Annotated in this window: 14 protein-coding genes; 13 read left to right on the top strand and 1 reads right to left on the bottom strand. The window is 50.3% G+C overall.

All coding sequences use genetic code 11. The features are described from left to right. Nucleotides 1-166: 166 nt before the first annotated feature. Nucleotides 167-1,150 (bottom strand): phage shock protein operon transcriptional activator, encoded by a 984-nt coding sequence (gene pspF, locus GBAG_RS09970; RefSeq protein ID WP_034495610.1) that lies wholly within the window; start codon nucleotides 1,148-1,150, stop codon nucleotides 167-169. Nucleotides 1,151-1,323: 173 nt separating this feature from the next. Between pspF and pspA the strand changes: the two genes are divergently transcribed. The 13 genes from pspA to pgmB all read left to right on the top strand — a co-directional run bounded on the left by pspA (nucleotide 1,324) and on the right by pgmB (nucleotide 13,776). Next, nucleotides 1,324-1,995 carry a phage shock protein PspA gene (gene pspA, locus GBAG_RS09965; RefSeq protein WP_034495608.1) on the top strand — a complete coding sequence of 224 codons (672 nt, stop codon included), beginning with the start codon at nucleotides 1,324-1,326 and terminating at the stop codon, nucleotides 1,993-1,995. Nucleotides 1,996-2,055: 60 nt separating this feature from the next. Then, nucleotides 2,056-2,283 (top strand): envelope stress response membrane protein PspB, encoded by a 228-nt coding sequence (gene pspB / locus GBAG_RS09960; protein WP_034495605.1) that lies wholly within the window; start codon nucleotides 2,056-2,058, stop codon nucleotides 2,281-2,283. Next, nucleotides 2,283-2,642 carry an envelope stress response membrane protein PspC gene (gene pspC, locus GBAG_RS09955; RefSeq protein ID WP_034495602.1) on the top strand — a complete coding sequence of 120 codons (360 nt, stop codon included), beginning with the start codon at nucleotides 2,283-2,285 and terminating at the stop codon, nucleotides 2,640-2,642. Before pspB ends, pspC begins: the two co-directional genes overlap by 1 nt. A 57-nt stretch (nucleotides 2,643-2,699) precedes the next feature. Continuing rightward, complete coding sequence (gene pspD, locus GBAG_RS09950) at nucleotides 2,700-2,963, top strand: phage shock protein PspD (RefSeq protein WP_425591297.1); 264 nt, start codon at nucleotides 2,700-2,702, stop codon at nucleotides 2,961-2,963. Between the two features lie 190 nt (nucleotides 2,964-3,153). Continuing rightward, nucleotides 3,154-4,839 carry a sugar phosphorylase gene (locus GBAG_RS09945; protein ID WP_081908399.1) on the top strand — a complete coding sequence of 562 codons (1,686 nt, stop codon included), beginning with the start codon at nucleotides 3,154-3,156 and terminating at the stop codon, nucleotides 4,837-4,839. A gap of 15 nt (nucleotides 4,840-4,854) precedes the next feature. Beyond that, the gene (locus GBAG_RS09940) at nucleotides 4,855-6,147 is read left to right on the top strand and encodes an ABC transporter substrate-binding protein (RefSeq protein ID WP_034495597.1); all 1,293 of its coding nucleotides are present in this window, start codon (nucleotides 4,855-4,857) and stop codon (nucleotides 6,145-6,147) included. Between the two features lie 18 nt (nucleotides 6,148-6,165). Then, nucleotides 6,166-7,038 (top strand): carbohydrate ABC transporter permease, encoded by an 873-nt coding sequence (locus GBAG_RS09935; protein ID WP_034495594.1) that lies wholly within the window; start codon nucleotides 6,166-6,168, stop codon nucleotides 7,036-7,038. Next, nucleotides 7,035-7,880 (top strand): carbohydrate ABC transporter permease, encoded by an 846-nt coding sequence (locus GBAG_RS09930; RefSeq protein WP_034495592.1) that lies wholly within the window; start codon nucleotides 7,035-7,037, stop codon nucleotides 7,878-7,880. Before GBAG_RS09935 ends, GBAG_RS09930 begins: the two co-directional genes overlap by 4 nt. Nucleotides 7,881-7,912: 32 nt before the next feature. Then, complete coding sequence (ycjQ, locus tag GBAG_RS09925; protein WP_034495589.1) at nucleotides 7,913-8,962, top strand: D-guloside 3-dehydrogenase; 1,050 nt, start codon at nucleotides 7,913-7,915, stop codon at nucleotides 8,960-8,962. A gap of 18 nt (nucleotides 8,963-8,980) precedes the next feature. Next, on the top strand, nucleotides 8,981-9,769 hold the full coding sequence (ycjR, locus tag GBAG_RS09920) for a 3-dehydro-D-guloside 4-epimerase (protein ID WP_034495587.1): 789 nt from the start codon (nucleotides 8,981-8,983) through the stop codon (nucleotides 9,767-9,769). Between the two features lie 13 nt (nucleotides 9,770-9,782). Beyond that, nucleotides 9,783-10,823, top strand: coding sequence for a D-glucoside 3-dehydrogenase (ycjS, locus tag GBAG_RS09915; protein ID WP_034495584.1), 1,041 nt, complete (start codon nucleotides 9,783-9,785; stop codon nucleotides 10,821-10,823). Beyond that, entirely contained in the window at nucleotides 10,820-13,102 is a 2,283-nt protein-coding gene (locus GBAG_RS09910) for a glycoside hydrolase family 65 protein (protein WP_034495581.1), read from the top strand. The genes ycjS and GBAG_RS09910 overlap by 4 nt, the downstream gene beginning before the upstream one ends. Continuing rightward, entirely contained in the window at nucleotides 13,099-13,776 is a 678-nt protein-coding gene (pgmB, locus tag GBAG_RS09905) for a beta-phosphoglucomutase (protein ID WP_034495579.1), read from the top strand. The genes GBAG_RS09910 and pgmB overlap by 4 nt, the downstream gene beginning before the upstream one ends. Nucleotides 13,777-13,783: the final 7 nt, after the last annotated feature.

The following is a 13,783-nucleotide window of genomic DNA, read 5'->3' as shown; positions in this document are numbered from 1 at the left end:
TTTTCTCGGGTGATAGCCAAAGTGTATCGCACTCTGGAGGGCTTCCCAAAATATGTCAGGCTATTTTGCTTTTTTTATCAACAATGCCGGCAAAAAAAGCAGGGGAATGCTGTTTTTTGCGGCGTTTACCGCATTTGCCCAACTCTGAAGTTAACGCAAAGGACGTTTATTCGGCCTGAACTATCTGATGTTTTTTAAGCAATGCGCGCAATTGATGGTACGTCAACCCAAGCAATTCAGCCGCTTTACGCTGGTTATATTTCGCCTGTTTCAGGCTTTGTTCTACCAGGATTTTTTCTTGTTCGTTTTGCCAGGCACGAAGGTCCATCGGCAGACTCAGGGGTAATTCACCCTGTTGTTGCTTTAATGGCGCAGGTTTTCGGGCAAACGGGTCGAGAATCACTTCATCTACCGGCTCGTCACTGGAACCATGGCGATAAACCGAACGCTCCACCACGTTTTTTAACTCACGGATATTTCCCGGCCAGGCGTAATCCAGCAGGGTTAACTGCGCCTCTTCGGTAAAGCCCGGGAAGAAGGGAAGGCCAAGTTCGCGGCACATGGTGATCGCAAAATGCTCCGCCATTAACATGATATCCGGCTGGCGCTCGCGTAGCGGCGGCAGTTTCACGACATCAAAAGCCAGGCGGTCGAGGAGATCAGCACGGAATTTGCCTTCTTCAGCCAGTTGGGGCAGATCGGCGTTTGTCGCACACACCAGGCGCACATTGACCTGCAAAGGCTGGCTGCCGCCCACACGCTCAAGCTCGCCATATTCCACCACACGCAGCAGCTTTTCCTGCACCATCATCGGTGCGGTGGCGAGTTCATCAAGGAAAAGCGTTCCGCCGTCAGCCCGCTCAAAGCGACCGGGATGGCGTTTTTGCGCCCCGGTAAACGCCCCGGCTTCATGACCGAAAAGTTCTGAATCAAGCAGGTTATCGTTAAGTGCCGCACAGTTCAGGGAGATAAACGGCCCTTGCCAACGGCGTGAAAGAAAATGCAATCGGTTAGCAATCAATTCCTTGCCGGTGCCGCGCTCACCAATCACCAACACGGGTTTCTCAAGTGGTGCCAGCCGCGAGACTTGTTCCAGCACTTCAAGAAAGCTGTTCGCTTCGCCAATCAGGTTATCTTTACTATCTGCCATGATTAAATTAACTAATAGTTAGTGAATATCACCACTATAAACGTTATGCATAATGAGTCAAATTTAATCATTTCGTTTAAAATCAACGGAATAAAAAGTTGGCACACCCCTTGCAATATTCTTGTCGAGCAAGGTGCCGGGCACCTGAAATAATGACTAAAGAGGATTGAATTATGGGTATTTTTTCTCGTTTTGCCGACATCGTGAATGCCAACATCAACTCACTGCTTGAGAAAGCAGAAGATCCACAGAAGTTGGTGCGCCTGATGATTCAGGAAATGGAAGACACTCTGGTTGAAGTGCGTTCCACCTCGGCTCGTGCGCTGGCAGAAAAGAAACAGCTTTCTCGTCGTGTAGAGCAAGCGACCGCACAGCAAGCCGAATGGCAGGACAAAGCTGAACTGGCGCTGCGTAAAGAGAAAGAAGATCTTGCGCGTGCGGCACTGATCGAAAAACAAAAAATGACTGACATGATTGCCACCCTGGAAGATGAAATGGCGCATGTCGATGAAACCCTGGCGCGCATGAAAAAAGAAATTGGTGAGCTTGAGAATAAACTCAGCGAAACCCGCGCGCGCCAGCAGGCACTGACCCTGCGTCACCAGGCTGCTTCGTCTTCACGTGATGTTCGTCGCCAGCTTGATAGCGGCAAAATCGACGAAGCAATGGCGCGTTTTGAATCGTTTGAACGTCGCATCGACCAGATGGAATCAGAAGCGGAAAGCCACGGCTTTGGCAAGCAAAAAAGCCTCGACACAGAGTTTGCTGAACTGAAAGCAGATGATGAAATCAGCGAACAACTGGCTGCACTGAAAGCTAAAATGAACAACCAGGATCGTGGGTAATTAATTACACGGCGGCATGGGTATCATGCTGCCGTTGCCTGACTTGTAAAAGGAGTACACATGAGCGCGCTTTTTCTTGCCATTCCATTAACGATTTTTGTGTTGTTCGTCGCCCCGATCTGGCTGTGGTTGCACTACAACAACCGCGCTGCAAATGGTGGGCAGTTATCCCAGGGCGAACAACAGCGTTTGGCACAATTGACTGATGAGGCACGCCGTATGCGTGAACGCATTCAGTCGCTGGAGCAGATTCTTGATGCAGAACATCCGAACTGGAGAGACAAATAATGGTGAATTCAATTTCCGGTCGTAAATTATGGCGCATTCCAGAAAAAGGCATGGTGAAAGGTGTGTGTGCGGGTATCGCGCAATACCTTGATGTGCCAGTAAAACTGGTTCGTATGATTACCGTTTTAGCGATGATTTTTGGCCTGTTTTTCTTTGTTATGGTCGCCTACATCGCACTGACTTTTATCCTTGATCCCATGCCTGCGGGTGCGGAGCAGGGAACACCGCAACCGACCAGCCGTGATTTGCTGGACGAAGTGGACGCCGAATTAGCAGCCGGTGAACAGCGTTTACGCTCCATGGAACGCTACATCACCTCTGATACCTTTACATTGCGTAGTCGCTTCCGCCAGCTTTAACCTCAGACTTTCTCCCTCTCCTGGGGGAGAGGGTCGGGGTGAGGGCGAACAGATCTCATGCAAATTCTTAACCGTTACACCGGAGATAACATGTCCAAATTCCAGACGGCTGCGAACAAAGCGAAGCCAGGCCTGAAAATCGTTGGCAAATTAGTGTTGCTAACGGCGCTGCGTTATGGCCCTGCAGGCGTCGCGGGTTGGGCAGTTAAATCGGTAGCGCGTCGCCCGCTGAAAATGCTTTTGGCACTGATTCTTGAACCCATGATGGCAAAAGTTTTGCGCAAAGTTTCAGCGCGTTACAACAGTCCATCAGTGAAGTAACACTCCATACCAGCCTGTTCCGCTCGTTTTTGAGCGGAACATTCCCATCTCTCTCTTTCCATTCTCCGCCGTTTCATTTTAATTTGCGTTACCTCACAAATATTAATCTTCATTTCCCACTGCGTTGACAGAAAAATAAACCGGGAGTAGTCTCGCTTCTCGTGGTACCGCTCCCATGAGAAAACTAAAAATGCAGAAAATTAAAGAATTGCTGTCATCAATTTATGACAACACGTTAAATAAATCAGTTACAGATACTTTTATTTCACGGGTAGAGCAGGGCAAGCATGTCAGGATGAAAACCCGCAAGCAAGGTTGGGACGAAAGTGATGTGGTGCTCATTACCTATGCCGATCAATTTCATCATCTGAATGATAAAACCTTAAAAACATTGGGCGACTTTTATAATCAATGGCTAAGTAAGAGTTTTTCACATATACACCTGCTGCCATTTTATCCATGGTCATCAGATGATGGTTTTTCGGTGATTGATTATCATCAGGTTGACCCTGTATGTGGCGATTGGGACGATATTGCAAAATTAAATAAATCAACAAGGCTCATGTTTGATTTTGTGTGCAATCATATTTCAGCGAAAAGCAGTTGGTTCCAGCAATATCTGGAAGGGAATCCTGAATTTGAGAATTTCTTTATATCAATCGATCCAGAATCTGACTTGTCAGCCGTAACACGCCCTCGCGCATTGCCACTCTTGTCACCCTTTATTCTGGCAGATGGCACAAAACAACATATCTGGACCACTTTCAGCGACGACCAAATCGACCTCAACTTTGCCAATCCGCAAGTACTGCTGGCAATGGTTGATGTCTTGCTGCATTACCTGGACGCAGGGGCAGATTATATTCGCCTCGATGCGGTGGGATATATGTGGAAAACACCCGGTACCTGTTGTATTCACCTGGAAAAAACACATCAACTCGTTAAACTTTTCCGCGCTATTGTTGATGAAGTCGCACCAGGCACCGTGCTGATTACCGAAACCAACGTTCCGCACAAGGACAATATTTCCTACCTCGGTAACGGTCACGACGAAGCGCATATGGTGTATCAATTCCCGCTGCCGCCGTTGGTTCTGCATGCTATACACAGCGGTTCTGCGAGGGTGTTAAGCCAATGGGCTGCGTCTTTAGAAACCGCAGAAAACAACAATACCACCTGGTTTAACTTCCTTGCTTCTCACGACGGTATCGGCCTTAATCCGTTACGCGGAATTCTGCCTGAAGAAGATATTCTGCACCTGGTCAACGAACTGCAGGAGCAAGGCGCATTAGTTAACTGGAAGAATAATCCGGATGGTACACGTAGTCCGTATGAAGTTAATGTTACGTATATGGATGCGTTAAATCGACGAGATAGCAGTGACGAAGAGCGTCTGGCCAGATTTATCCTGGCACATGCTATTTTGCTGGCATTCCCCGGCGTCCCGGCAATATACATTCAAAGTATTCTTGGTTCACGTAACGATTATGCAGGTGTTGAACGCCTGGGCTACAATCGGGCTATAAATCGCCAGAAATATGACCTGCATGAAATTGAAAGCCAATTATCAGGTGAAAACGAATTGCGTGAGCAGGTCTATAAAAAATTATCGCACCTGATTAATGTTCGCAAAAAACAGGCGGTGTTCCACCCTGGTAGCTCTTTTAATACGCAATGTATTAATGACAATTTGCTTGTGATTAAACGGCATTCAAATAAAGGTGATAACGTCCTGGCCTTATTTAATTTAAGCCATGTGTCGCAGCCCTTCATGCTACCGGACAATAATTTCGAAGACTTAATCACCGGGCTAAAAATTAACGGAAAGCAATCTTACAACATGCAACCTTATCAGGTGTTATGGCTTAGTTATTAATATAAGGGAATAACCATGAAAACGTCTAAAACGGTGCTGTTGTCAGCACTAATAGCCGCTGCTTTGCTCTCAGGATGTAAACAAGATGATCCTCAACAGGTCACGATAGAATTTATGCATTCGTCGGTTGAGCAGGAACGCCAGGCCGTTATCAGCAAATTGATCGAGCGTTTCAGCCAGGAAAACCCACAAATCATCGTCAAGCAAGTTCCGGTTGAAGAAGACGCTTACAACACCAAGGTCATCACGCTTGCGCGCTCCGGGGCGTTACCGGAAGTGATTGAAGTGAGCCATGATTATGCCAAAGTCATGGATAAAGAACAGCTTATTGACAGGGACGCGGTGAAAATGGTCATCGCAGGTGTCGGGGAAAACAGTTTCTATGACGGTGTGCTGCGCGTGGTACGCACCGAAGATGCCGCGGCGTTTACTGGCGTACCAATTAGCGCGTGGTTAGGTGGCGTCTGGTATCGCAAATCTGCCCTGGCGAAAGCGGGAATCGCGGAGCCAAAAAACTGGACCGAATTGCTTAATGCCGCACGCAGCATGACCAACACGGCGAATAAAAAATATGGCATTGCGCTACCTACCGCTGAAAGCGTGATGACCGAACAAACCTTCTCACAGTTTGCGCTCTCCAACGGGGCGAACGTCTTTGATGCTGCGGGGAAAGTCACGGTTAACTCCCCGGAAATGCTCGCATCACTCAATTACTACCGGGATCTGGCGCAATACACCATGCCGGGTTCCAACGATGTCATGGAAATTAAAGATGCCTTTATGAATGGCACCGCGCCTATGGCCGTCTATTCCACCTACATCCTGCCTGCTTTCTATAAAGACGGCTCGCCGCAGGATTTGGGCTTTGTCGTGCCAACGGAAAAATCACCCGCGGTGTACGGCATGCTCACTTCTCTGACCATCACTTCAGGCCAAAGCAAAGAAGAGACTGAAGCGGCCGAGAAATTCGTCTCCTTCATGGAAAAAGCACAGAACTCTGCCGATTGGGTATTGATGTCACCGGGTGCGGCGCTGCCTGTCACCAAAGCGGTGGTCGAAACCGATAGCTACAAAAATAACGACGTGATCAAAGCCTTTGGTTCACTCCCGTATGAGTTGATTGCGCAGTTCGCTAACGTGCAGGTCTTTGGTTCGGTGGGTGAGAAGAACTTTACCCGCATGGGGGATATCACCGGTTCGGCCATTTTAAGTGAGATGGTGAACCAGGTGACGGTGGGCGAGCAGGCCACGGCGCAAGCGTTGGATAAAAGCCAGCAGCGCATCGTTGAATTAATGAAACAACACTGATCCACAGGATAAGTCATTATGAAGAAGTGGTTTTCTGGCCGCTCTGACATGCCATTCGCCATGATGCTTCTCGCACCCAGCTTGCTGTTGCTGGGTGGCCTGGTCGCCTGGCCGATGCTGTCGAACATCGAAATAAGTTTTCTGCGTTTACCGTTGAATCCGAACATTAATGCCCGGTTTATCGGATTAGAAAACTACATCAATATCCTGACGGATTCCGCTTTCTGGCACTCGTTATGGACCACGTTCTGGTACACCGCACTGGTGGTGCTTGGCAGCACCGGTCTGGGACTTGGCGTGGCGCTGTTTTTCAACCGTGAATTTCGTCTGCGCAAAACGGCGCGTTCACTGGTGATTCTTTCCTACGTCACACCGTCTATTTCGTTGGTGTTCGCCTGGAAATACATGTTCAACAGCGGCTACGGCATTGTGAACTACCTCGGTGTGGACGTGCTTCACCTGTTTAACGAAGCGCCACTGTGGTTCGATAACCCCGGTAGCAGTTTCTTCCTGGTGGTGCTGTTCGCCATCTGGCGCTACTTCCCGTATGCTTTTATCTCATTTCTTGCCATTTTGCAGACTATCGACAAATCGCTGTATGAAGCAGCAGAAATGGACGGTGCTAACGGCTGGCAGAAATTCAAAATCGTTACGCTGCCCGCGATTATGCCGGTGCTGGCAACCGTGGTCACGCTGCGCACCATCTGGATGTTCTATATGTTCGCCGATGTCTGGTTGTTAACCACCAAAGTAAACATTCTGGGCGTCTATCTCTACAAAACGGCCTTTGCCTTTAATGACTTAGGTAAGGCGGCTGCAATTTCTGTGGTGTTGTTCGTCATCATCTTCGCCGTCATCTTGCTGACCAGAAAACGGGTAAATCTTAAATGACTGCTAATAACCGCAAACTGCTCGGGCGTGTAGGCTTTTACATCGGGCTGGCTCTGTTCCTGCTGGTCACACTGTTCCCGTTCTTTGTCATGTTGATGACGTCGTTCAAAAGCTCGCAGGAAGCGATTTCCCTGCATCCGACTATCTTCCCGCAGGCGTGGACGCTGCAGCATTACATCGACATTTTTAATCCGCTCATTTTCCCGTTTTTGACCTATTTCAAAAACAGTCTGGTGGTGTCGTTAACGTCCTCCGCTATTGCGGTGCTGATTGGCATTCTTGGCGCGTATGCACTTTCTAAACTGCGCTTTAAGGGGCGCATGACCATCAACGCCAGTTTCTATGCGGTGTATATGTTTTCGGGAATTTTGCTGGTGGTGCCGCTATTTAAAATCATCACCGCCCTGGGAATTTATGACACCGAACTGGCGTTGATCATCACCATGGTGACGCAAACGCTGCCGACTGCCGTGTTTATGTTGAAAAGTTACTTCGACACCATCCCGGACGAAATTGAAGAAGCGGCAATGATGGACGGCTTAAACCGCCTGCAAATCATCTTTTACATCACGGTGCCGTTGGCGATATCCGGCCTGGTTTCCGTATTTGTCTACTGCTTTATGGTGGCGTGGAACGACTATCTGTTTGCCTCTATTTTCCTCTCCAGTTCTGAAAACTTCACATTGCCAGTTGGCCTGAGCACGCTGTTCAGTACGCCTGATTATGTGTGGGGAAGAATGATGGCCGCCTCATTAGTGACCGCATTACCGGTGGTGGTGATGTATGCGTTATCGGAACGGTTTATTAAAAGCGGCCTGACTGCAGGCGGCGTAAAAGGTTAACCACCCAATAATTTAAATATCGGAGTTGAACAATGAAGAAGTTAATCGCAAGCGCACCGCGCGTAGCCCAGTTAGTCGAGTATGAAGATCGCCCGGTACAGGCGCATGAAGTCAAAATTAAAGTCGCGTTTGGCGCACCAAAACACGGCACCGAAGTAGTGGATTTCCGCGGCGCCAGCCCGTTCATTGATGAGGAATTCAACAGCGAGTGGAACCTGTTTGTCCCACGTGCTGAAGGGGCGGCTCGCGGCATCGAGTTTGGTAAATTTCAGCTCGGCAATATGGTGGTGGGTGAGGTCATAGAACGTGGTTCTGATGTCACCGACTACCAAATCGGCGACCAGGTTTGTACTTATGGCCCATTGCAGGAAACGGTCATTGCGAATGCTGTAAACAACTATAAATTGCGCAAAATGCCCGCGGGTTCGAGCTGGAAAAATGCCGTCTGCTACGACCCTGCACAGTTCGCCATGAGCGGCGTGCGTGATGGTAATGTTCGCGTAGGGGATTTTGTCGTGGTGGTGGGCCTCGGCGCCATTGGTCAGATTGCTGTCCAGTTGGCGAAGAAAGCGGGTGCATCGGTGGTGATTGGTGTTGATCCTATTGCCCATCGCTGCGAAATCGCCACCCGCCACGGCGCAGATTTCTGCCTGAACCCGATAGGTACCGACGTCGGACTCGAAATCAAGAAAATCACCAACAAGCTTGGCGCTGACGTGATTATCGAAACCAGCGGTAATGACCAGGCGCTGCAAGGTGCTCTGCGCGGTATCGCCTACGGCGGCACCATCTCTTACGTCGCTTTCGCCAAACCTTTCCACGATTTCAACCTCGGACGCGAAGCGCATTTCAACAACGCAAAAATCGTCTTCTCACGTGGCAGCAGCGAGCCAAACCCGGACTATCCGCGTTGGGATCGCAAACGTATCGAAGAAACTTGCTGGGAACTGCTGATGAACGGTTATCTCAATTGCGAAGACCTGATTGACCCGGTCGTTACCTTCCACGATAGCGCGGAAAGTTACATGAAGTACGTCGATCAACACCCTGATCTGAGCATCAAAATGGGCGTTTTATTTTAATTTAAAAGGACTTAAATCATGAAAATCGGTACTCAAAATCAGGCGTTTTTCCCGCCAGATATTCTGGAAAAGTTTAAATATATTAAAGCCATGGGCTTCGACGGCTTTGAAATCGACGGCAAGCTATTGGTGGAAAACGTTCAGGCGGTCAAAGCCGCAATTGCTGAAACCGGTCTACCCGTGACCACGGCTTGTGGCGGCTACGATGGCTGGATTGGCGATTTTATTGAAGAACGCCGCCTTAACGGACTGCAACAAATCACCCGCATTCTGGAAGCGTTGGCAGAAGTGGGCGGCAATGGGATTGTGGTTCCTGCAGCGTGGGGCATGTTTACCTATCGTTTGCCGCCGATGAATTCACCGCGCAGTCAGGCGGGTGACCGTAAAGCCGTGAGTGATTCTCTGCGTTATCTGGATGAAGTTGCCGCGCGTACCGGCACAAAGGTGTACCTCGAACCGCTCAACCGTTATCAGGATCATATGATCAATACCCTGGCGGATGCGCGCTCATATATCGAAGAAAACCAACTCAAACATACGCAAATCATCGGCGACTTCTATCACATGAATATTGAAGAAGACGATATCAGCCAGGCGTTCCATAAAAACCGCGATTTGTTGGGCCACGTACATATTGCAGACAATCACCGCTACCAGCCGGGAAGCGGCAGCATTGATTTCAAAAAACACTTCGAACAGCTTCGCGCTGATGGCTATGACGGATACATCGTCTACGAAGGCCGCATTCGTGCGGAAGATCCGGCAGCGGCATATCAGCAATCGCTGCAATTTTTGCGTACCTGCTAAGAGGCAACGTGAGATGAGTCGAAAACTCAGGGTGGCGATTATCGGTGGCGGCCAGGTCGCAGAAACCGTACATGCGTCGTATTACCTGACCCGAAGCGAACTGGAACTGGTGGCTGTCGTCGACAGCAATATCGAGCGAGCGCAGTCCCTGGCAAATCGCCTGGGGATTGCACATGCATTCGCAGATGCGGATGAAATGTATCGCCAGTGCCAGCCGGATATCATTAGTGTGTGTACACCAAACCGTTTCCACCATCAGCATGTTATGCAGGCGCTGGAAAACGGCTGCCATGTGATGTGTGAAAAACCGCCAGCGATGACGCCGGAAGAGGCCGCTGAAATGCGTGATGCCGCGCGTAAAGCCGGGAAAGTGCTGGCTTACGATTTCCACCACCGTTTTGCCAGCGACACGCAGTTTTTACGAGAACAAGTGGTCGCCGGGACGCTGGGTGAAATTTATGTCACCACCGCAAAAGCGCTGCGCCGTTGTGGAGTGCCCGGCTGGGGCGTGTTTACCAACAAAGAGTTGCAGGGCGGCGGGCCGTTGATTGATATCGGCATTCATATGCTTGATGCGGCCATGTACGTGCTGGGATTCCCGGCGGTGAAGCGCGTTTATGCTCATTCATTCCAGAAACTCGGCACGCTCAAACATAGCGGGCAATTTGGCGAGTGGGACCCCAAAACCTACACCGTTGAAGACGCGCTGTTTGCCACTGTTGAGTTCCGCAACGGGGGTATCTTGCGACTGGAAACCTCGTTCGCACTGAATATAGAACCGGTTTCGGTGATGAACGTTGAGTTCTGCGGTGTGAACGCAGGTGCAACGCTGTTCCCGGCACATATCTATCAGGATGAAGCGGGTAAATTGGTGACATTGTCACAACGTGAAAGTGCAGACACTGAACGCCACTTCAAAAGTATGCGTGCCTTTGTTGATCATGTGCTTGGCGCACCGGTCAGCATCGCTGATGCAGAGCAGGGCTACCTTATTCAGCAACTGGTCGCGGCTATTTATCGCGCAGCAGAATCAGGAGAGAGCATAGAGTTATGAGCACTCTCACAAGGCTTCAGGAGCCGCAATTTAGCCCCCATACGCTGAATAAATTTGCCACTTTAATGACGGCGGGTAACGGCTATCTTGGCCTACGCGCCTGCCATGAAGAAGCGTATACCGATCAGACTCGCGGCATGTATCTGGCGGGCTTTTACCATCGCAGCTCGCCACTTGAAACGACGGAACTGGTGAACTTGCCAGACATTCTGCAGATGCGCATCGAACTGGATGGTGAAATTTTCACGCTGTTGGCAGGTCAAGTCGTGGAATACCAGCGCGAGCTGGATTTTGCCACCGGAGAGCTGCGCCGCAACGTGCTGTGGCTGGCCCCAAACGGCAAGCGTTATCGAATCGAATGCCAGCGGTTTTTATCTGCCGCGCAGCACTCGCTGGTTTGTTCACGCATCGCCATTACACCGCTGGATAGCGAAGCTACAGTCACAATCAGCACTGGAATCGACGCCACGCAAACCAACTCTGGCCGTCAACACCTGGATGAAACCAGCGTTCGCGTTTTTGAACAGCGTTACTTGCAAGGCTGCTATCGCACGCTCGATGGTAGCAACGAAGTGATTATCAGCAGTTATTGCGCGCTACCATCTGAAAGTCACAGCAGTTTTTATGCGAAAAACCGCCGTCTGACACAGCACTGTAGCGGCCTTGTCGCCCAGGGTGAAGCTTTCAGCCTGGTGAAAACTAGCTGGATTGCCAGCTCGCTTGATGAAAACTATCGCGCTGAAACCTGCGCGGAATTCGCACTGCAAAACCTGATGCAATGCGTTGAGTGCGGGTACGAACAGCTTCTTGCGCAGTCAGCTCAGGTCTGGAATGGTTACTGGCAGCGTAGTCGCGTGAAGCTCGAGAGCGTGAATGAAGAAGATCAAATCGCGCTGGATTTCGCGTTGTACCATCTTTACGCCATGACGCCCGTTCACAACGAGCGCTGTAGCATTGCCGCGAAAGGACTGACGGGTGAGGGCTATAAAGGCCATGTTTTCTGGGATACTGAAGTTTTCCTGCTGCCATTTCATTTAATGACTCAGCCACATATTGCCCGCCAGTTACTGAGTTACCGTTGGCATAATTTGCGTGGTGGGCAGAAAAAAGCACGGGAAAACGGCTGGCAGGGTGCGCTATTCCCGTGGGAAAGCGCGTGGACGGGTGAAGAGGAAACCCCTGAGTTTGCCGCAATTAATATCCGCACGGGTTTGCGCCAGAAGGTTGCTTCAGCGCTGGCGGAACACCATCTTGTCGCTGATATTGCCTGGGCTGTTGATGCGTATTATCAGGTAACTGCCGACGAAGTTTTCATGCGCGAACGCGGAGTGACCCTGCTTCTGGAAACTGCACGATTCTGGATAAGCCGGGCGGTGAATGTGAACGGAAGGCTGGAACTGCACGATGTTATCGGCCCGGATGAATACACCGAGCATGTTGATAACAACGCGTACACCAATTATCTGGCATTCCATAACGTAGAGCGGGCAAGGCACTATGTGCAGCAATTCGGCATTCAGAACGCTGCATTTGTCAGTGCCGCGGATGATTTTCTGGAACGCCTTTGGCTGCCACCTGCCAATGAGCAGAACCTGATTGCTCAAGACGATACCTTCTTTAGTAAACCGACTATCGATCTCACTCGTTACAAACAGCAGCAGGGCACGCAGGCGATTTTGCTCGATTATTCACGCGCTGAAGTCAACGAGATGCAAATCCTCAAACAGGCTGATGTGGTGATGCTCACTTACATGTTGCCGTGGCGTTTTACGGCTGAACAGTTGGAGGCGAATCTTGGGTACTACGAACCAAGGACGATTCACGACTCGTCACTGAGCAAAGCTATTCACGGTGTGATTGCCGCTCGTTGTTACCGAGTCACTCAAGCTTACGAATTCTGGCAGCAGGCGGGCCTTATTGACCTCGGCGACGATCCACATAGCTGTGACGACGGCATTCATGCTGCCGCCACGGGCGCAATCTGGCTGGGCGCGGTACAGGGGTTTGTTGGGTTAACCGTCGAACAGGGCGAACTTCACCTAAACCCACGAATGCCCGCGCAGTGGCAATCTGTCGCGCTGCCGTTTTTCTGGCAAGGAACACAAATTCATCTGATGTTAACTCACCAGCACGTCACAATTTCTGGCGCGCAAAATACACCGCTAACGCTTTGGCTGGGTGGAAAGCACGTCTCATTTGTTGGTACACAAACTTTTTTACTGGCTGAGTTTTTTGCGCCCGTTAATGGGAGCGGTACCACAAAAGGGACGAAACAATGAAACCTCTGGCGGTAATCTTTGATTTAGATGGCGTGGTGACCGATACCGCGCATCTGCATTTTTTGGCCTGGCAGCGTATCGCTCATGAGATAGGTATTGCGATTGACGAGCAGATAAACGAGCAGCTTAAAGGCATCAGTCGTATGGGTTCTCTGGAGAGAATCTTGCGTAGCGGCGGGGCAGAACATCGCTATAGCGCGCAGGATAAACATCGCCTGGCGGAGCGCAAAAATGCTTTCTACGTCGCCTCCCTTCAGCAATTGAACCCCGGTTCAGTATTGCCTGGCATTGCGGCATTGCTCGAAGAACTTCATCGGCAGGATGTGCGCGTTGGCCTGGCGTCGGTTTCGTTAAATGCCCCACGCATTCTTGAGGCGCTCGGTTTAGTCGAGCAATTTGATTTCTGTGCTGATGCCAGCCGAATTCAGCGCTCAAAGCCCGATCCCGAAATATTCATCGCCGCCTGTGCGGGGCTGGGTGTTGCTCCCGCTAACTGTATCGGTATCGAGGATGCCCAGGCAGGAATCGAGTCGATTAACGCCAGCGGTATGCTTTCGGTAGGAATTGGAGTGCAGCTCTTAAACGCTGATTTATTGCTGCCAGATACCGCGCAACTGAACTGGCCGCTTCTGCAAACATTCTGGCTAACCCAACATAGCGTGAACGCTGTGTGAGAAAAGG

Origin of the sequence: Buttiauxella agrestis ATCC 33320, from assembly GCF_000735355.1 — a bacterium.
In the GTDB taxonomy this organism is placed as follows: domain Bacteria; phylum Pseudomonadota; class Gammaproteobacteria; order Enterobacterales; family Enterobacteriaceae; genus Buttiauxella; species Buttiauxella agrestis.
Note: the sequence above shows the minus strand (reverse complement) of the source record. Positions and strands in the feature narration are given on the sequence as shown.